Source organism: Corynebacterium sp. H130 (genome assembly GCF_037572395.1).
GTDB lineage: Bacteria > Actinomycetota > Actinomycetes > Mycobacteriales > Mycobacteriaceae > Corynebacterium.
This window is the reverse complement of record NZ_JBBHLA010000002.1, coordinates 97141-115695: the sequence shown is the minus strand read 5'-3', so window position 1 is coordinate 115695 and position 18555 is coordinate 97141. Positions and strand designations below refer to the sequence as shown.

Sequence of the window (18555 nt, the reverse complement as noted above, 5' to 3'; positions counted from 1 at the left end):
TGTAGGTGAATAAGGCTATTGAACTTCAGCCTTCGTAATCTTCACTTCTTCCTTTGGCGGGCCGTCAGGAGAGCCGGTTGCGGTGCCCTTCTTGCCAATTGCCTTGATGACCTGCAGTGAGTCATTATCCATCGTGCCGAACAAGGTGTAGTTAGGTGGCAGTGGGGAATCCTCGTAGTTCAGGAAGAACTGAGAACCATTGGTGTTCGGGCCAGCATTAGCCATGGCAATCGTGCCCGCCTTGTACAACGGCTTCTCGCCAGAACCAACCGGGTACTCATCGGCAAAGCTAAAACCAGGGCCACCGCTGCCAACTCCCGTTGGATCGCCACACTGCAGCACGTAAATGCCCTTGGTAGTGACGCGGTGGCACACGGTGTTGTCGTAGTAGCCCTGCTTGGCCAGGTGAGTGATCGCGCCGACGGTACATGGCGCCTTATCGGCATCAAGATCGAGCTTGATATCGCCCGCAGTGGTGGCGAGCTTCAGCTTCACCGTGCCCTTTGGTGCTTCACCGGAAGGCTTCTTCACTTCTTTGGAAACGGGCTTCCGGTCCGGGTATTCGCAGGCGGATGCGCTCTGCTCAGGCGCATCTTTGCCACAGCCAGTCAGCAGCAATGCGGTAGTGGCCAGGGCACACGTGTAAGCAAGAATTTTCATAAATCACCAAAAATCAGAGACGGATAAACCGAAGGAGTACAGGGCTTTTCTTAGCAATGGTAATGACAACCCTATGACGCTGGAGGGATCACCCTCAATACTGTCAATGAACCAGCCACCCATTGCTTCCAAGGTAAACGCTCCCGCGCACTTCAGAGGCTCTCCACTCCGGGCGTATGCCTCAATGTCCTTGTCACTCGGGGAACCAAAATTTACCACCGTCCGCGCGGTCCCGGCGAACGTACCACCAGGTGCGATGATGTAGTGCCCGGTCAGGAGCTCTGCAGACTTGCCGCGCTGCTGTTTCCACCGCTCAATCGTATTTTCAACGGTGTGGGGTTTGCCTTGCAGTTGCCCGTCGAGAAGCAGCATGGAGTCGCAACCCACCACCACGTCGTGCGGGAAGCTCACCGCCTCGGCCTTGGCTTGCGCGAGCTTTTCGACGACCGGTGGCGTGGCCCCAAACTCTTTGATGATGGCGTCCTCGTTGACGTCAGCCGGAGCGATCACCGGATTGACTCCCGCGGATTCGAGGATCTTCTTACGGGACGGGGAAGCCGAAGCGAGTACGAGCAGCATGTTCCCAGGATAGCGTTCGATAAACATTTGGTGACAAAACCGAAATTTGCGGGGACGTTCCTGCCGTCTCCGCATCAAAATAAGTGAACTTACTTTTCATAGGACGGATCGGACATGTTTAGATAGATCCTCGCAACGATGATTGCCCTAGGTGAGGCCGCGCTTGCAACACCAGCAGCGAATGCGGAGGAAAAGTCAGCCACGATGCTCATTATCGATGCCTCCGGCTCCATGGCCAACAACGACGCCGGCGGCAAGACCCGCATGGAGGCGGCGAGAGATGCGGGCAAGAAATTCGTGGATGAGGCGGGTGAGCTGGGGCTCGTCACATATGGCAGCAAGGTCGGTAGTGGCCCGGCGCTGAAGGAGAAGGGCTGCGCCGATATCGATGTGGTGAGCAAGCCGGCCAAGGGAAACGCAGCGAAGATGAAGGCGGAGATCGATAAGCTGCAGCCGAGCGGCTACACCCCGATCGGCAATTCGCTGCGCAAGGCCGCGGAGCAGTTCGGTGAAAGCCGGGCACCGTCATCCTCGTCTCTGACGGCATCGACACCTGCGCCCCGCCGCCTGCCTGCGAGGTCGCAAAGGAACTTAAAAAAGGGCGTTGACCTGGTCATCAACACGATCGGCTTCAATGTCGACGTGCGTGACGCAGGCAGCTTGTCGACGGCACTGAAGGAGGCAAACACTCGAACCGCTGACCGCTACTCGAGTTCCGTCCCAGCACTGCAAGGCGCTTCCGTACTTGTTGGTAGGCGGAGTTGTTGTGGTGTTGATGGCGGTGCTGGGCATTTCCTTTGCTCTTTGACGGAAATAGCTGCGGAAAGCTGTGAGCACGCGACTTTGACGAAGTTGTTTTGACGAGGATCCGAGGTGGCGGCTTTTAAGCGGTAGGGCTATCCAGCAAACCTCGTCCAAACGACTTCGTCAAAGATTGTAGGGGTACGAAAAGCAAAAGGCCCGGGATCCTGTTAAGGATCCCGGGCCTTAAAAGCAACCTAGAAGTACGTTACGTTGTGGAACGCATTCGGGTTGTACGTGGTTGGGCGCTGCAGACGCTCGGAGAGGCTACCCCAGTTGTTGCGGTCAGGCTTTTCCTCTGGTGCGCCGGCTGCAGCCAGACCAGCGAAGAGCGCGGTCAGAGCAGCTACCTGGGTAGCATCTGGGTTGCCCTTCGTGATGGTCAGAAATGACTTTTTGGTCTCTTCCATGGAAATCCTTACAGTGGGATGTTGCCGTGCTTCTTAGCAGGCACGTTGACGACCTTGCGCTCAAGCAGACGCAGGCCTTCGATGATCTGGCCACGGGTCTCAGATGGTGGGATAACCGCGTCGACGTAGCCGCGCTCAGCAGCCATGTATGGGTTGACGAGGGTCTCCTCGTAATCCTGCTCGTACTGCTTCATCAGAGCCGCAACGTCCTTGCCCTCGGCTGCCGCAGCCTTAAGCTCCTTGCGGTAGATGAAGCCGACGGCGCCGGAAGCGCCCATGACGGCGATCTGAGCGGTTGGCCATGCCAGGACGATGTCCGCGCCCATGTCCTTGGAACCCATCACGGTGTAAGCGCCACCGTAGGACTTACGGGTAATGACGGTGATCTTAGGGACGGTTGCCTCAGAGTATGCGTACAGCAGCTTTGCGCCACGACGGATGATGCCGTCGTACTCCTGGTTGGTGCCAGGGAGGAAGCCAGGAACGTCAACGAACTCGATGATTGGAACGTTGAAGGCGTCACAGGTGCGGACAAAGCGGGCAGCCTTTTCGGAAGCCTTGATGTCCAGGCAGCCTGCGAACTGCATTGGCTGGTTAGCAACGATGCCGACAGAGCGACCTTCGACGCGACCGAAGCCGATGACGATGTTCTCGGCGTAGCCTTCCTGGATCTCCAGGAACTCGCCATCGTCGACAACGCGGGTGATGATGTCCTTGATGTCGTAAGGCTGGTTTGGAGAGTCCGGGATGATGGTGTCGAGCTCGAGGTCGGTGTCGTTGATGTTCTCCTGGATGGAGCCAACCATGATGTCGGCGTCCATGCGTGGCGCCTCAGCGCGGTTGTTGGAAGGCAGGTAGGAGACGAGATCGCGGACGAAGTCGAGAGCATCAGCATCGTCAGCACCGGTGTAGTGGGAGGTGCCGGACATTGCCATGTGGGTGTGTGCACCGCCCAGCTCTTCCTGGGTGACCTCTTCGCCGGTAACGGTCTTGATGACGTCAGGACCGGTGATGAACATCTTGGAGGTCTTGTCCACCATGACGATGAAGTCGGTGATGGCTGGGGAGTAAACGTGGCCACCAGCACAAGCGCCCATGATCAGGGAGATCTGAGGGATGACGCCCGATGCCTGAACGTTGCGGTAGAAGATCTTTGCGTAAGCGCCCAGGGAGACAACGCCCTCTTGGATACGCGCGCCAGCGCCTTCGTTAATGCCGATCAGCGGAACACCAGTCTTGACAGCCAGGTCCATGATCTTGACGATCTTCTCGCCGTAAACCTCACCGAGCGCGCCACCGAAAACAGCGCCGTCCTGGGAGAAGACACAAACCTTGCGGCCATCGATGGTGCCGTAACCGGTCACAACACCGTCGGTGACAGGTCGCTTGGCGTCCAGGCCGAAGTTCTTCGAGCGGTGACGTGCAAGAGCGTCAACCTCGACGAAGGAACCTTCATCCAGGAGGTACTCGATACGCTCGCGGGCAGTCTTCTTGCCAGCTGCGTGAACCTTCTCAATGGAAGCTTCACCCATTGGAGCGCGGGTCTCGGCAATGCGGGCGCGAAGGTCGGCCAGCTTACCTGCGGTGGTCGTAAGATCGGGCGCCTGTGCGCCAGTGTTCGTTGCGGCAGTCATGGCAATCAGTCTAGGGGGTTGACCTACTTTTGTTCACAGAGTGGGCAACTCAATTGAGTTCAACCCCAAAAATAGTGGTGACTCGCCCCGCTTTTAGGGGTAAAAGCGGGGTAAATCACGAATTACAACGGGATGTTTCCGTGCTTACGGGCGGGGCGAATCACATTCTTGCTGCGAAGGAGGCGAAGATTGCGAGAGATCTGCTCGCGGGTCTCGGATGGCAGGATGACGGCGTCGATAAGCCCGCGCTCGGCGGCGGCGTACGGGGTGAGCATATGCTCCTCATACTCGCGCTCAAAAGACTTGATGAGCTGCTCAACGTCCAAGCCCTTGGCCATCGCGTCCTTGATCTCCCGGCGATAGATGAAGCCCACCGCCCCCGCTGCGCCCATGACTGCGATCTGGGCTGTTGGCCATGCGAGATTCACATCGGCGCCAAGGCCCTTCGAGCCCATCACGCAGTAGGCGCCACCGTAGGCCTTGCGCATCGTCACCGTAATTTTAGGGACAGTGGCTTCGCCGTAGGCGTAGAGCAGCTTTGCGCCACGACGGAGGATACCGCCGTATTCTTGGCCGGCGCCGGGGAGGAAGCCGGGGACGTCGACAAGCATGATGATTGGGATGTTGAAGGCGTCGCAGGTGCGGACGAATCGGGCGGCCTTTTCGGAGGAGTCGATGTCGAGGCAGCCGGCGAAATGCATCGGTTGGTTGGCGACGAAGCCGACGGATTGGCCATCGATGCGGCCGAAAGCGATGACGACATTCTCGGCGCGGTCGGCCTGGATTTCGAAGTAGTCGGAATCGTCGGTGAGGACGGAGATGACGTCGCGCACATCGTATGGGGTGGTGGGGGAGTCCGGGATGATGGAATCCAGGAGTAGATCGTCCACGGACTGCTCGAAAGGCTCCGCATCTTCCAGCGGCGCGTAATCGCGGTTGTTGCTCGGGAGGAACTCGAGGAGGTCTTGAACCCACTCGAGCGCTTCCTCATCTGTCTGTGCGACGTAGTGGCAGTTACCGGCCGTGGTCATGTGAGTGGAGGCGCCACCGAGCTCCTCCTGAGTGATGATTTCGCCAGTGACCGTCTTAATAACGTCCGGACCGGTGACGAACATCTTCGACTGCTTGTCGGCCATGACCACGAAGTCGGTAAGCGCAGGTGAGTAAGCGTTGCCACCTGCGCACGCGCCCATGATCACGGAGATTTGCGGGACGACGCCGGATGCGTTGACGTTGTGATAGAACGTGCGCGCAATCTGATCCAGGGATACGGCGCCGTCCTGGATGCGGGCGCCCGCGCCCTCGTAGAGGCCGATGAGTGGGCGACCGGTAGTGACGGCCAGCTCCATGATCTTGATCATTTTCTCGCCGTAAACCTCGCCGAGCGCGCCACCCATGACCGTGCCGTCCTGGGAGAAGACACATACTTCGCGGCCATTGATGGTGCCCCAACCGGTGACGATGCCATCCGTGACCGGGCGCTTGGCGTGCATGCCGAAGTCATGGGTGCGGTGGCGGGCGAGCATGTCGGTTTCGACGAAAGAGTCCTCATCCAAGAGGAAGTCCAGGCGCTCGCGGGCGGTGAGTCGGCCTTCGCGCTCCTTGGAAATGGTGAGCGCTTCTTCGCGGCGAGCCTTGAGGTCAGCGATCTTTTCAGACGTGCTGGCGTGGGCCGTGCTGGTTGGTTCCTGCAGGCGTGGCAAAGGTGAGGAAATGGTCATGTTCGAGGATTCTAAAGTGAAAGTTGGTTAGTTTCCACTAAGAAACAAAAATAGTTGAGGTTTGGCTCATGTTTTTCCTGTTCAGGGTGCGAAAGAAATCTACGTCACACGGCGTGTCGAAGGGCCAGCAACATCCTGGGGGTTTGCGTGCGGCAGTGCCGGAATTTACATAGAGCTACACTGTGTCACTATGAGAACCCCTTTGGACGTCGAGAAACTGCGTGCACTTCCGCTGCCACGCATCGACTACACCACCGAAACCGGATCTACCAATGCTGATCTGGTAAAAGCTGCACTTGAAGGCGCTCCCGAGTGGAGCGCAGCGGTAACCGAGTTTCAAAATGCAGGTCGTGGGCGGCACGGGCGAGTGTGGACAGCGCCACCGATGTCCCAAGCAACTCTCTCCATACTTATTAGGCCTACAGAGGTTGAGCGACTGGGCACCATGCCGCTGGTAACAGGACTCGCACTTATCGACGTCCTTTCCAGCGACTACGATGTCGCCCTGAAATGGCCCAATGACGTTCTGATTAATGGTCGTAAGGTCTGCGGCATTCTGGCGGAAGTGGCGCAGTTCCAGCCAACACCTGCCATTGTCATCGGCCTCGGTGTCAACGTTTCGCTCACCCAGGAAGAACTCCCAGTCCCGCATGCCATTTCGCTGGAAATGGTGGGTCCAGAAGTGGACAGGACTCAGCTTGTGGGCGCCATCCTGCTCGCGCTGAAAAACCGCCTGGAGCAGTGGATGGCAAACGATCCGTCCTTGATGGAGGACTACCGCAAGGTCTGCAGTTCTATTGGACAGCAGGTTCGGGTGCATTTACCTGGCGACAAGGAACTGCTGGGCGAATGCGTTGGCGTCGCCGACGACGGCCTTATCCACGTGCGCTCTTCAGATGGGGAAGTGCACGCCATCGCAGCCGGAGATGTTGTCCACCTGAGGTTGCAGTAGTGGACGAGCAGCTAAGACTGGACTTCACTGCCCCTTTGACCTCGTTAACATTTCCGGTCATCGAGTCAATGTTCCTCACCACCGTGTGCTGGATGGCGATCGGCTGGGTGGATAGCCAAAACATCCCAGACTTGCACAACGGCATTGTTGCCCTGTGGGCTTTGTTGATGCTGTGGCGTCTAGTTCTGCCGGTTGTGCGCTCTCGCCGGCAGCGGTTTGCCCTCACCGACCAGCGAATCATCGTGCGGGCGCCAAGCTTTGGGGCTCGAGAGGATTCTATTCCTTTGGTGCATGTTCTCGGGGCCTACAAGCGTAAAGGGGCTCTATACGTTGACGTGGCTGGAATGAGCCGACCATTGGTGTTCCGGGATGTACCGCGTGCCAAGAAAGTGGCGGCGGAAATCAACCAGCTGACCGGGCGGGGTTGGTAGCGAGCGTGCCCACCCGCCACAGCATCACATGCTCCAGCGGAAATCTTCAGACGGCTTCGCCTCCAGCTTCGGGGTATCACTCGACCGAGCGCTGATGGTGACTCCCCACGGAATCTCGTCGATGTAGGCAAACAGTCGGGGCGTTTCCTCGTGGGACAGACCGAAGTGGCTGTCCCAGATAAAGGCCTGAGTATCAACGATCATTGTGATCATCGAAACGAGCATCCACAGGCATTCATTGTCTGTGGTGAGGTCGATTCGACCACAGGGGAGCTCGTAGGATGCTGCTATTTTTGGTAGGTCAAACACGAGAGGCACATGCAGAGTCCACGATGGCGCGCTTGACGTGGTCACTACCGCATCCGGATAAAACAACAAGTCGTCGCTAAGCCACACGCGCTCGCCCAGCTCGATGCTGGAGCCCGCGCACATCTTCCCCCACGTCTCAGGAAAACTCTGCCTATCGAATGCCATAAAACCCAAGGTTATCTGCATTAACATCGAAGCGCTATAGTTATTAGCCGTGACTCACAACATCGATAATCCGGCAGCGCACGCACCAGACATGCCAATTCTGTGTGTGATTGGCGATGGGCAATTGGCACGAATGATGCAGACCGCGGCGATTGAGCTCGGGCAATCCGTCCGTGTGCTCGCCAGCTCGCTTGACGCGAGTGCCGCTCAGGTCGCTGCCGATGTTGTGCTCGGTGACTACACCAACCTTGATGACCTTCGCGCCGTCACCGCAGGATCTACCGCGGTCACCTTTGACCACGAGCACGTGCCAAACGAGCACCTGGAAACCCTCATAGCCGAGGGCATCAACGTGCAGCCTCGCCCGGAGGCGCTGATCAATGCGCAGGACAAGCTGGTCATGCGCATGCGGCTGAAGGAGCTCGGCGCTCCGGTGCCACCGTTTGCGTCGATCGAATCCGTCGAAGACGCTGAGAAGTTCTGGAACGACGTCGACGGTCGCGTCTGTCTGAAGGCCCGTCGTGGCGGCTACGACGGCAAGGGCGTGTGGTTCCCTGGTTCCCTCGAGGAGCTCAAGGACCTGGTAGCTGAGCTGCTGGCCAACGGCACCCCGCTCATGGCTGAGGAAAAGGTCAACCTCGTGCGCGAGCTTTCCGCCATGGTTTCCCGCCGACCTTCTGGCGAGGTCAAGTCTTGGCCAGTGGTGGAGTCGATCCAGAAGGATGGCATCTGCTGGTTTGCCATTGCGCCTGCTCCAAACCTCAAGCCGGAGCTGAAAGAACAAGCCGAACACGTAGCGCGAAAGACCGCCGAAGTTCTCGGCGTCACCGGCAACCTGGCCGTCGAGCTCTTTGAGACCCCAGAAGGGATCTTCGTCAACGAGCTGGCCATGCGCCCGCATAACACTGGCCACTGGACCCAAAACGGCTGCGTGACTGACCAGTTTGAGCAGCACGTTCGCGCGGTTTTGGACATGCCGCTCGGTTCCACCGAACTCAAAGCAGAGTGGACTGTCATGGCCAACGTTCTCGGCGCGCCGGAGGATCCGGACATGCCGATGCCGGAGCGCATGGTGGAAGTGTGGAAGCGCTTCCCAGATGCGAAGATCCATTTCTACGGCAAGGGCCACCGCCCGGGCCGTAAGATCGGACATGTAAACATGTCGGGCACTGGGGATGTTGAGGAACTTCGTCGTAATGGCGAGCTCGCCGCGCACTTCCTGGTACACGCGGAATGGAAGGATCAGTAATGGAGCCACTCGTAGGACTCATCATGGGCTCGGATTCGGACTGGCCGACGGTCGAGCCAGCTGCCGAGGTGCTCGCTCAGTTCGATATCCCGTTTGAGGTGGGCGTCGTGAGCGCGCACCGCACCCCGGAGCGCATGCTGGCGTATGCCAAGGAGGCCCACACGCGCGGTCTGAAGTGCATCATCGCGTGCGCTGGTGGCGCGGCACACTTGCCGGGCATGGTGGCTGCTGCGACTCCGCTGCCGGTCATCGGCATTCCGCGCGCGCTGAAGGAGCTGGACGGCATGGATTCGCTGCTGTCCATCGTGCAGATGCCGGGTGGCGTGCCAGTTGCGACCGTCTCGATCGGCGGCGCGAAGAACGCTGGTCTGCTGGCTGCGCGCATCCTGTCTGCGGGCGACCCTGCGCTAGTAGACAAGATGGTCAAATACCAGGAGAACATGCGCGACGAGGTTCTGGCCAAGGACGAGGCCCTGCGCCAGCGCCTGATGGAGGGCTAAATTGGCACCGGTGCTGATCCTGGGGAGCAGGCTTATCGACGGCCGTCCCGGAAGCACCCTTCAGCGGCGGCTCATTGCCTCCCTGCCGTACATTTCCGATCACGTTGTCGTCTCCGGCCACATGGGGGAGGCCGAGGCGATGCGTGATTGGCTGATTTCTCATGGCGTCCCCTCGGGCGTCATCACCCTGGAGAACCAGGCCCGCTCCACTAACGAGAACCTGGAGCAGGCTTTCAGTGTGTTGAAGGGCTACCCGCGCTGGACGGTCGTGACCAGCGACTTTCATGCCTGGCGCACCAAAATGTGGGCGTGGCACCACGGAATTTCTATTGATCTGGTGACCGCCCGCACGCCACTATCCAAGGCCCCCAAAATGTGGATTCGTGAAGCGTTCGCCCTGCCACATTCCTTAGGGAGGATTCTCTGGCGCAGAGCCAAGGACGCTGGATTTGGTAAAGCAAATTGACGAAAACGGCTCAAATCGTCAGTCTGCTTCACCAAATCCGACAAGGGGTGTCTAACTCACCACTCCTGCCCGAAACGCCCAGATCACCAGCTGCACCCGCGAACTTGCCCCGACTTTCGCCATCGCGGACGACAGGTGTGTTTTCACCGTTGACGGCTCCAAGTACAGCTCCCGCCCGATTTCGATGTTGGTGAGGCCTCGCCCCAATGCTCGCACACAGTCAAGCTCCCGCGCGGTGAGCAATTCTGAGTCCACCACGGCCCGCGCTTTTCGACGCCCAAATTCCGCAATCACCCGTTTCGTGACCGCAGCGTCCACCATGCCTTCTCCTGAAGCGGCTCGCTTGACGCCCTCGATGAGGTCGGCCATCGGGGAGTCCTTCAACATAACGCCGCAGGCGCCGGCTTCGAGTGCGCCGAAGACGTATTCGTCCAGGTCAAAGGTGGTGATTACGATGATCGCGGGTGGATTCTCTTGCTTGTTGATCTCCGTGGTGGCGTAGATGCCATCTCCATCGGGCATGCGGATGTCCATGCACACCACGTCCACATCTCGGGCCTTGGCGATCGCCTCGTTTCCGGAAGCTGCCTCGGCCACCACGGTGATTTCTCCGGTGGCCTCGAAGATCGCTTTGAGACCCTGTCTGATCAGTGGCTGATCATCTACCAGCAGAACTCGAATCATCGCTTCCTCCACGTGATGTGCACGAGCCAGCCGTCCTCGGTTGGTCCGTTGAATGCGGTGGCACCAACTGCATGGGCGCGTTCCTGGATGCTGATGGTGCCGCGCCCAGATTCGCCTCGTTGAAAGGAACCGGACGTGAAAATGTGCAGTTCATCATTAGTCAATGTCACGGTCACGGGCGCGCCAGCTGCATGCTTGCGCGCATTGGTGAGTGCTTCCTGCGTGATCCGGTAGGCAGCAACTCTTTCGGCGCCGGACAAATGGGAGGTGTCCGAAAAGGACACTTCCTGACCCAAACCGCGTACCTCGGAGATCAGTGCTGGCAGATCAGTCGGTTGTGGCACCCTGGAAACTTCGGCATCGGTGACAGATAGCTTGCCAACTGTAGCGCGGACATCCTGTAATGCCTTTTGGATGGAGGAGGTCACGTGATCGAGGTGTTCCTTGGATACCGTGGGATTGACGTCGATGAGCGCCCGTGCCGCTTGGGCCTGGATGGCGATGGCGGAGAGGTGGTGGGCGGTGGTGTCGTGGAGTTCGCGGGCGATGCGGGCGCGTTCCTCGATGATGGCGCTGCGTTCGGCGAGTTCCGCTTGGCGGGCGAGGGACGCGGTGAGTTCGCGGTTGTTGCGGACCGCAAGACCGATGGCGAACATGACGACGAGCGGAAGCAGCCAGCCGAGTGCGGTGAGCAGGGCGAACAACTGGGGATTCATGTCGCCCAAAACGGGGGTAGTGAAGGCTCGAGCGATGCCAACCACGAGGCCTGAAATCACAAGAATCACGGTGTCGCGGGTCTTCGAGCGGGTATGAAGCGCCAGTGAAAACGCAGCTACCGAGGCGGCAATGCCGTTGTAGCCCAGGCTCTGCTCACCGCTGACCAGGCAATAGAGGGGGAGCAGTAGCTCGGTTGCCGAGATGCCGAGCATCACGAGGATCGGGAAGTTGCGGCGCCACAGTAAGAACGTCGCTTTGGCAACGATGGTCAGCAGGATAAGCCAAAACTGTACCGGCGAGGCTGTGAAACTGAAGGTCGCTGGCGCCATCGTGTGGGACATGAGGAATCCGAAGAGGTCTAGTCCCAGCACGATGGCGGCCACCGAAATGTCCCTAGTTGAAGGGCGATTCATAACATCCATGTTAGAGGTTTGCGCGGGTGAATCGGGCAAGTCCAAGGCCCATGCTGAGTGCCGCCCACGCGGCGAGCGCACCGATGCCGACCCATGGATTGAGCGTTTGGGTCAGTCCTTGGCCACCGGCGATCGTGACGGCGGAAGTCGGCAGCCAGCTGTACACATAAGGATCCCAGCCAGCCATGGCGCCGACGGTTCCGAAGATCACGCCAGCCATCACCACAGCGACAACGATGCCAATCGCAGGACCAACTTTGCGCACGGCCAGCACAACACCGGTGATCGCGAGTGCGAGCAGTGCAACGGCCAAGCTGCCACGCAACCACATCATCGCCACATCCGCAGCTGGAGCAACCAAGGACGCATCGTTCATGGGGGCCGCTACCAGGGCAATCAAGGCATTGAAGATGCATGCCCCGACGCACACAAGCAGGACGGAGCACAGCACTGCGGCTGTCAGCGACAGTGCCCACTTCAAACGCGAACCTGTTCCGACTACTTTCCACACCACCGCGCCGCTGGAAAAGGCATAGCTAGCTGCGGTGATAGCGAGCGCGACGATGGCAATGACAAAGATTGAAATGCCTGAGGACTGTCCGGATCCGGTGATGTCGAGGGCAGCGAGCTGGAATCCGGCCTTGGCCGGGTCTGCGGCGTCGATAAGCGCCTGCACCTGCTGGCCTGCGGGGCCGTCACCGGCTTGCGGCGGGTCGATCTTGAGCAGGAACGGCAGCGACCATTGCAAGGTGGCGCCGACACCGGCCATGAGGATCGCGAGGATGGAGACGACCAGCACGTTTGGCAGGTGACGCAGGGTGTAAAGTTCGGATTTCATGGCTAGCCTTTCGAGGTGTGGGCGAAGTAGGTGGCTTCGAGGTCGGGGATGTCGGCGACTGCGCCGGTGAAAGTGGTGTGGCCGCGGGCGATGATGACAACGTCGTCGGCAATGGCCGCAGCCTCGGCCAGGTGGTGGGTGGCCATGAGAATGGTCTTGCCACGGTCAGCTTCGGCTCGCATGAGCTGGCCGAACCAACGGATGCCGTCGGGGTCCAGTCCCGAGGACGGCTCGTCCAGGATGATGATGTCCGGATCCTGCAGCAGCGCTCCCGCCAGTGCAATTCGCCGCTTCATGCCAAGCGAATACGTTTTGATCGGGCGGTCGCAGCGGTGCGCCATGTCGACGAGCTCAAGGACCTCCTGCACCCGCCGCTTATCGACGCCATAAAGGTGCGCCATCGCGTTGAGATGCTTGCGTCCAGTGAGGCTTGGAACGAGGCCACCGTCGTCAAGGAGGAGGCCGATGCGACCATTGATTTCTTTAGTGCCGGTCGATTTCACCAGGCCGAGCGTGGCGCGCAACGTGGTGGACTTGCCCGCGCCATTGGGACCGAGCAGGGCAGTGATTCGGCCGGGAGTTGCGGTGAGGTTTGCGCCGTGGACAACCTCATGTCCGTTAAATGAGACCTTGATGTCTCGTGCTGTGAATGTGGTGTTCATGTCTTTAACGCTATTGAGCGCGGACATGAAAAACATCGGCTAAGCAGGCAGTCTTTGGTCTCCGCCATTTGGGGGAGGGGTGAGTAGGAAGACAAAGATGTCGGATTTGGTAGGGCAGACTGACGAAATCCCCCGAAAAAGTCAGTCTGCTACACCAAATCCGACGTCCTTAGTTCTGAGCCAGCGACGCCGTGGCTTCGCGGTCGATGCGACCGAAGTTGTAGTACGCGGCGCAGGCGCCTTCTGGGGAGACCATGCAGGTGCCGATTGGGGTTTGCGGTGTGCAGGCGGTGCCGAACACCTTGCATTGCCATGGCTTGATGCGTCCGGTGAGGACAGAACCGCATTCGCAGGCCTTCGGGTCTTCGACGCGTCGGCCAGGCACGTTGAACTTCTTCTCCGCGTCCCACTTGGCGTATTCGGGGGCAATGCCCATGCCGGAGTTGTCCAGCCAGCCGAGGCCGCGCCATTCGAAGGTGTCGCGAAGGACGAAGACGCGGTCAAGCAGCGCCTTAGCAGCAGGGTTGCCCTGCGCGCGGACGACGCGAGCGTACTGATTATCCACGCGCTTTGGTTCGTCGTGGGCAAACTGGGAGACGAGCATGGCCACGGCCTGCAGTACGTCGAGAGGCTCGAAGCCGGCGACGGCGCATGGCATGCCGAACTCTTCCACCAGGAAGTCGAAGGCGTGGGTGCCGATGATCGTGGAGACGTGACCTGGGCCGATGAAGCCGTCGACCTTCGTTTCGCCACCATTGACGATCGCGCGAAGTGGTGGCTCGATGGTGACGTGGTTGGAGAAGATCGAGAAGTTATCGATGTCCTTCTTCCGAGCCGCCTCCAAGGTCACGGCCGTCGAAGGCGTGGTGGTCTCAAAGCCGACCGCGAAGAATACGACTTCTTTGTCAGGGTTCTCCTCGGCGAGCTTCAGGGCGTCGAGAGGCGAGTACACGAAGCGCACGTCGCAGCCCTTGGCGCGCGCCTGCATGAGGGATTCATCGGAACCAGGCACGCGCATCATGTCACCGAACGTGGTGAGGATGACGTTCGGCTGGTTGGCGAGCCAAATGGCGTCGTCAATGCGCCCCATCGGGATCACGCAGACAGGGCAGCCTGGGCCGTGCACGAGCTCCACGTTTTCCGGCAGCAGGTTCTCCAGGCCGTAGCGGTAGATGGTGTGGGTGTGGCCGCCACAGACCTCCATGAGGCGGATGGGTTCCTTGAGCAGGGCAGCGTCGCGCTCGATGCGCTTCAGCAGGGCCTTGGCGGCCTCTGGGTCGCGGAACTCGTCGACGAATTTCAAATCGAACTCTCCTTAAACGCATCCAGCTCGTCCTCGAATGTGTTCGCGCCAAGCTGTTTGATCTGCTGCAGAGTCAGCTGAGCCTCTTCCTCGTCGATCTTGCTGAGCGCAAAACCAACGTGAACGAGGACCCAGTCACCCGTCGTGAGCGGCTCGGTCATGAGATCAGTGGAGATCATGCGGGTCACGCCGCTGATCGAAACTTTCGCGCGCGCTGGCTCGGGAATTTCCACGATCTGCGCTGGCACACCAAGGCACATATGCCCTCCTTCGAATATGGCACAAGCTTACCAGCGCTACGATTGATTTCAGATCACTAGCGAAGGAGCATTCGTGGACCCGAAGAACCGCCTCAACGAGGACGAATCCCGCGTCAACCTCAACATTTCCAAGGTGCGATCGCGCCCATTCCGACTCCTCGAGGATCGCGTCACTCTCGCCCACGGCGCCGGAGGTAAGAGCTCCGCAGCCCTCGTTGAACAGGTCTTTTTCGACGCCTACGGCAATGATCTCCTTGCGCAAGGTGGCGATTCAAGTGTCGTAACAGCGGCTTCGCTCATCAAAGAACATGGCTCTTCCATCGCGATGTCTACCGACTCCTATGTGGTCAATCCGATTGAATTCCCGGGCGGCAACATTGGCGAGCTGGCTATCAACGGCACGGTTAATGACCTGTCCGTGGCCGGTGCTGTGCCGAAACTCATATCTGTGGCGTTCATCCTCGAGGAAGGGTTGGAGTTTTCAGAACTGCGTCGCATTGTCGTGTCGATGAAGGAAGCTGCTGATAAGGCAGGCGTTGTCATCGCCACCGGTGACACGAAGGTCGTGCCGAAGGGTGCTGGTGACAAGGTGTACATCACCACCGCCGGTATTGGCGTGATTCCGCCTTCTCGAACTCTTGGCTTTGACCAAATCAAGGTGGGGGACCGGATCATCGTTTCCGGCCCGATCGCGGACCACGGCATGGCAGTCATGATGGCTCGTGGCGATCTCGCAATTGAGGCCCCAATTGAGTCTGATACCCGCGCGGTGAATAGCCTGGTCGAGGCGCTGTGCGAGTCTGCTGACGTGCGCTGGATGCGCGACGCTACTCGTGGTGGCCTGGCGACCTCTATGAATGAAATGGCGCGGGCTACGGGGCTTGCTGCCGTTTTGGAAGACTCCGCCATTCCGGTTCGCGACATGACCCGTGGTGCCTGCGACATGCTCGGCATCGATCCGCTCTATGTGGCCAACGAAGGTACTTTTGCAGCCGTGGTTTCTGAAGAGACCGCCGATAAGGCAGTGGAAGCTCTACATGCTGCCGGTGCAGAGGGCGCTTGTGTGATCGGTCGGGTAGAGGCGACCCCGGAAGCATCCGTGGTGTTGGTCACTGGTTTTGGTGGTACTCGCATGGTGGACATGCTCGTGGGTGATCCGCTTCCGCGAATTTGCTAATTTTCCATGCCGTGACCGGGTGATTTTCATTAGCCTTCCATTAAGGGCGTTTTCAATATAGGCTGTTAATTGAAAACGTCGAGGAGAGGAAAACACCATGTCTTGCGCAACTCACGCAGCACACGATCACAAGCACGGCCCAGATTGCGGTCACACCGCCATCAAGCACGGCGACCACACTGACTACGCTCATGACGGTCACCTCCACCACGAGCACGAAGGGCACTGGGACGAGTGCGTTCCGGCTGATGGCTGCCACGCTCACGAGGGACACGACCACGAGCACGGTCCAGATTGCGGCCACGAGGCTGTTGAGCACGGCGACCACGTCGATTACATCCACGATGGTCACCTGCACCACAAGCACGAAGACCACTGGGACGATTGCATCCCTGCTTAAGCGGTAACCGTAAATAAAATTCGACATTCTGGCCTGGAGGACCCCGGTTTGAAAGGCCACAATGTCGAATTTTTCTTATGCCTCGAAGAGCCTTCCCGCCAGCGCCTGCCCCAATGACAATCCACCGTCATTGGCAGGCGCTGTTTCATGCTTTAAGACCTCTAGTCCAGCCAGCTCAGTTCGCAGGAACTCCATGAGCAGGCGGTTCAACGCGCAGCCTCCGGTAACGCCCACTAGCGGAATTTCGGCAGAGTGAAGTTCCTGCGCTAGGAGTACCGCGCAGCCGTGGTGGAAGCGCATGGCCCGATCAGCCACGGAAACCGAAGAGTCCAGGACTTCCAAAAGCAATGCACGCCATGTGGTGGCAGTAGACCGCAGGCTGCCCGTTGCCACTCGCTCCAATTCCATGGCCGCTTGGGCCTCGTAGGTTTGCTGGACACAGACGCCAAGCATTGCGGAAACGGCATCAAACAAGCGTCCCAATGAGGATGTCTGTACTAGGCCAATTTCGCGCGAGAGCTGCAGCTTGACCTGGGCCGATTCAGCGTGGTCGTAGTCGAACGGCAGATCCCAGGCGTGAGCCAGCCCAAGAGCGAGTCGCCAAGGCTGACGCACGGCGCGGTCGCCTCCCACGATCGGAAATACGGGTAGGTGCCACGCACGTTCAAAGGTGCGTAGATCGTCGGAAAGTACCAGCACCTCGCCGCCCCAGACGGTTCCGTCGGTGCCGTAGCCGGTGCCGTCGATGGTGAGGCAGGCGAACGGTCCCTCGAAGCGGCCATGGGACGCCAGCAAAGACAACGCATGTGCGTAGTGGTGCTGAACAGGAAGAACTGCGTATCCCGAGCGTTCCGCCCATGCTGTGGTGGCGTAGTTCGGGTGCAAGTCGCACACCACGAGGTCAGGGGTGCAGCGCTGCATGGTCAGCATCTGATCCACGGAGCGGTCGAAGGCCTGCTGGCTCGCGAGTGATCCCATGTCGCCGATGTGGGCCGATACGTGGGCGACATCATCGTGCGCTAAACAGAAAGTATTTTTCAGCTCTCCTCCCACGGCAAGCACTGTCTTGCAACCCGGCATGGGGAAGGGGAGAGGGGCGTAGCCACGGGACCTTCGGACCGGCATAGACTCCAGGAACACGGAGTCCTCCACTGGCACGTGAATATCGCGGTCGTGCAGCAGGAAGTAGTCAGCAAAGGCGCTCAAGCGGGAGAGGGCATCCTCGTTTGTGTAACACAGCGGTTCGCCCGATAGGTTTCCGGACGTTGCAACCAATGGCCGGTCCACCAACAGTGTGTGGAGCGGGGTATAGGGCAGCATGATGCCGACGTCGGATAGCCCTGGTGCCACTGAAGGCGCCAGGTCGTAGGATGAAGACATTGGAGCGATCACGATGGGGTGCGCCGGCGATTCCAACAACTCAACCTGCTCGGGAGTGAGCGAAGCCAAGGACAAGTCTGGCGTCATCACCGCGAACGGCTTTCCGGGGCGCTGCTTTCGTCTGCGCAGCTCAGCTACTGCTGATTCATTCCGAGCATCGCACAAGAGGTGGAAACCGCCGAGCCCTTTTACTGCCAGAATATGACCCGCGTCCAGCATTGACTGCGCCTCTGCGATCGGATCCTCGCAGTCCACCCCCTCAATCCAGAGTGTTGGCCCGCAGTTCGGGCAGGAGATCGGCTGTGCGTGATACCTGCGATCGTTGACATCCGAGTATTCGGCCTCGCACGAAGGACACATCGGAAATTTCTTCATCGTGGTCAGTGGCCGGTCATAGGGCAGATCCTCGATGATTGTCAGCCGCGGCCCGCAATTGGTGCAGGTGGTAAACGGGTAGCGATACCTCCGGTTGTCAGGCGAGGCCATGTCCGCCAAACAATCCGGGCAGGTCGCCACATCAGGCGGGATGAGGGTACGGACTCCAGGGACATGCCTAGACGACACGATTGAAAAGCTCTGCTCGTCGACAAGCTCCAGCTCGCTCGTTGAGACCGAAAGCACGCTGGCGAGCGGCGGCAACGACTCCAACAACGAGGCAAGGAAGGCATCGACGTCGCTTGCAGAGCCCTGCGCCTCGATGAACACCTCACGGTCGTCGTTACCGCAAAAGCCGGTGATGGGGAAACGCGCCGCCGTTTGCGCAACATGCGGGCGAAAACCCACGCCTTGCACCACGCCACGCAGGCGGATCAGTCGACGAACCTTCATAACGCTTAAGCCTAGA

General features: G+C 59.3%; 21 protein-coding genes. 8 read left to right on the top strand and 13 right to left on the bottom strand.

Annotated features, from left to right (window positions below; translation table 11 throughout):
- Window positions 1-15 precede the first annotated feature (15 nt).
- On the bottom strand, window positions 16-660 hold the full coding sequence (locus WG939_RS04100; RefSeq protein ID WP_339982918.1) for a peptidylprolyl isomerase: 645 nt from the start codon (window positions 658-660) through the stop codon (window positions 16-18).
- A gap of 3 nt (window positions 661-663) precedes the next feature.
- Entirely contained in the window at window positions 664-1239 is a 576-nt protein-coding gene (locus tag WG939_RS04095; RefSeq protein WP_339982916.1) for a Maf family protein, read from the bottom strand.
- A gap of 138 nt (window positions 1240-1377) precedes the next feature.
- On the opposite strand from WG939_RS04095, the gene WG939_RS04090 reads away from it, so the two are divergent.
- Window positions 1378-2100 carry a vWA domain-containing protein gene (locus tag WG939_RS04090; RefSeq protein WP_339982913.1) on the top strand — a complete coding sequence of 241 codons (723 nt, stop codon included), beginning with the start codon at window positions 1378-1380 and terminating at the stop codon, window positions 2098-2100.
- 137 nt (window positions 2101-2237) lie between these two features.
- On the opposite strand, the gene WG939_RS04085 is transcribed toward WG939_RS04090, so the two are convergent.
- From WG939_RS04085 to WG939_RS04075, 3 genes are all read right to left on the bottom strand, one after another.
- The gene (locus WG939_RS04085; RefSeq protein ID WP_339982911.1) at window positions 2238-2450 is read right to left on the bottom strand and encodes an acyl-CoA carboxylase subunit epsilon; all 213 of its coding nucleotides are present in this window, start codon (window positions 2448-2450) and stop codon (window positions 2238-2240) included.
- Window positions 2451-2458: 8 nt separating this feature from the next.
- A complete protein-coding gene (locus WG939_RS04080) occupies window positions 2459-4084 on the bottom strand; it encodes an acyl-CoA carboxylase subunit beta (RefSeq protein ID WP_339982909.1) in 1626 nt (541 codons plus the stop codon).
- Between the two features lie 122 nt (window positions 4085-4206).
- Window positions 4207-5805, bottom strand: coding sequence for an acyl-CoA carboxylase subunit beta (locus WG939_RS04075; RefSeq protein WP_339982907.1), 1599 nt, complete (start codon window positions 5803-5805; stop codon window positions 4207-4209).
- A gap of 190 nt (window positions 5806-5995) precedes the next feature.
- Here WG939_RS04075 and WG939_RS04070 point away from each other — a divergent pair, with 190 nt between their 5' ends.
- Both WG939_RS04070 and WG939_RS04065 read left to right on the top strand, forming a co-directional pair.
- Window positions 5996-6757 (top strand): biotin--[acetyl-CoA-carboxylase] ligase, encoded by a 762-nt coding sequence (locus tag WG939_RS04070; protein WP_339982904.1) that lies wholly within the window; start codon window positions 5996-5998, stop codon window positions 6755-6757.
- A 35-nt stretch (window positions 6758-6792) separates the two neighbouring features.
- Window positions 6793-7188: a PH domain-containing protein gene (locus WG939_RS04065; protein ID WP_339982901.1), complete on the top strand. Its 396-nt coding sequence runs from the start codon at window positions 6793-6795 to the stop codon at window positions 7186-7188.
- A gap of 24 nt (window positions 7189-7212) precedes the next feature.
- On the opposite strand, the gene WG939_RS04060 is transcribed toward WG939_RS04065, so the two are convergent.
- Window positions 7213-7662, bottom strand: a complete 450-nt coding sequence (locus tag WG939_RS04060; protein WP_339982899.1) for a hypothetical protein — start codon at window positions 7660-7662, stop codon at window positions 7213-7215.
- A gap of 91 nt (window positions 7663-7753) precedes the next feature.
- Between WG939_RS04060 and WG939_RS04055 the strand changes: the two genes are divergently transcribed.
- Genes WG939_RS04055 through WG939_RS04045 form a run of 3 tightly spaced genes read left to right on the top strand, consistent with a single transcriptional unit; the run spans window position 7754 to window position 9877 of the window.
- The gene (locus WG939_RS04055; protein WP_339983734.1) at window positions 7754-8911 is read left to right on the top strand and encodes a 5-(carboxyamino)imidazole ribonucleotide synthase; all 1158 of its coding nucleotides are present in this window, start codon (window positions 7754-7756) and stop codon (window positions 8909-8911) included.
- Window positions 8911-9411, top strand: a complete 501-nt coding sequence (gene purE, locus WG939_RS04050; protein ID WP_339982895.1) for a 5-(carboxyamino)imidazole ribonucleotide mutase — start codon at window positions 8911-8913, stop codon at window positions 9409-9411. Before WG939_RS04055 ends, purE begins: the two co-directional genes overlap by 1 nt.
- Window position 9412: 1 nt before the next feature.
- On the top strand, window positions 9413-9877 hold the full coding sequence (locus WG939_RS04045) for a YdcF family protein (RefSeq protein ID WP_339982893.1): 465 nt from the start codon (window positions 9413-9415) through the stop codon (window positions 9875-9877).
- Window positions 9878-9928: 51 nt separating this feature from the next.
- Here the strand turns inward: WG939_RS04045 and WG939_RS04040 are convergent, their stop codons facing one another.
- The 6 genes from WG939_RS04040 to WG939_RS04015 all read right to left on the bottom strand — a co-directional run bounded on the left by WG939_RS04040 (window position 9929) and on the right by WG939_RS04015 (window position 14754).
- Window positions 9929-10561: a response regulator transcription factor gene (locus WG939_RS04040; protein ID WP_339982890.1), complete on the bottom strand. Its 633-nt coding sequence runs from the start codon at window positions 10559-10561 to the stop codon at window positions 9929-9931.
- Window positions 10558-11691 (bottom strand): histidine kinase, encoded by a 1134-nt coding sequence (locus WG939_RS04035; protein ID WP_339982887.1) that lies wholly within the window; start codon window positions 11689-11691, stop codon window positions 10558-10560. The genes WG939_RS04040 and WG939_RS04035 overlap by 4 nt, the downstream gene beginning before the upstream one ends.
- Before the next feature lie 10 nt (window positions 11692-11701).
- Entirely contained in the window at window positions 11702-12529 is an 828-nt protein-coding gene (locus tag WG939_RS04030) for a hypothetical protein (RefSeq protein ID WP_339982885.1), read from the bottom strand.
- 2 nt (window positions 12530-12531) lie between these two features.
- The gene (locus WG939_RS04025; protein ID WP_339982882.1) at window positions 12532-13191 is read right to left on the bottom strand and encodes an ABC transporter ATP-binding protein; all 660 of its coding nucleotides are present in this window, start codon (window positions 13189-13191) and stop codon (window positions 12532-12534) included.
- 169 nt (window positions 13192-13360) lie between these two features.
- Window positions 13361-14494, bottom strand: coding sequence for a hydrogenase formation protein HypD (gene hypD, locus WG939_RS04020; RefSeq protein ID WP_339982878.1), 1134 nt, complete (start codon window positions 14492-14494; stop codon window positions 13361-13363).
- Window positions 14491-14754, bottom strand: coding sequence for a HypC/HybG/HupF family hydrogenase formation chaperone (locus tag WG939_RS04015; RefSeq protein ID WP_339982876.1), 264 nt, complete (start codon window positions 14752-14754; stop codon window positions 14491-14493). Before WG939_RS04015 ends, hypD begins: the two co-directional genes overlap by 4 nt.
- A gap of 73 nt (window positions 14755-14827) precedes the next feature.
- On the opposite strand from WG939_RS04015, the gene hypE reads away from it, so the two are divergent.
- Both hypE and WG939_RS04005 read left to right on the top strand, forming a co-directional pair.
- Window positions 14828-15931 (top strand): hydrogenase expression/formation protein HypE, encoded by a 1104-nt coding sequence (hypE, locus tag WG939_RS04010; RefSeq protein WP_339982874.1) that lies wholly within the window; start codon window positions 14828-14830, stop codon window positions 15929-15931.
- Window positions 15932-16028: 97 nt separating this feature from the next.
- Window positions 16029-16331: a hypothetical protein gene (locus tag WG939_RS04005; protein ID WP_339982872.1), complete on the top strand. Its 303-nt coding sequence runs from the start codon at window positions 16029-16031 to the stop codon at window positions 16329-16331.
- A gap of 75 nt (window positions 16332-16406) precedes the next feature.
- Here the strand turns inward: WG939_RS04005 and hypF are convergent, their stop codons facing one another.
- Complete coding sequence (hypF, locus tag WG939_RS04000; RefSeq protein WP_339982869.1) at window positions 16407-18539, bottom strand: carbamoyltransferase HypF; 2133 nt, start codon at window positions 18537-18539, stop codon at window positions 16407-16409.
- Between the last annotated feature and the right edge of the window lie 16 nt (window positions 18540-18555).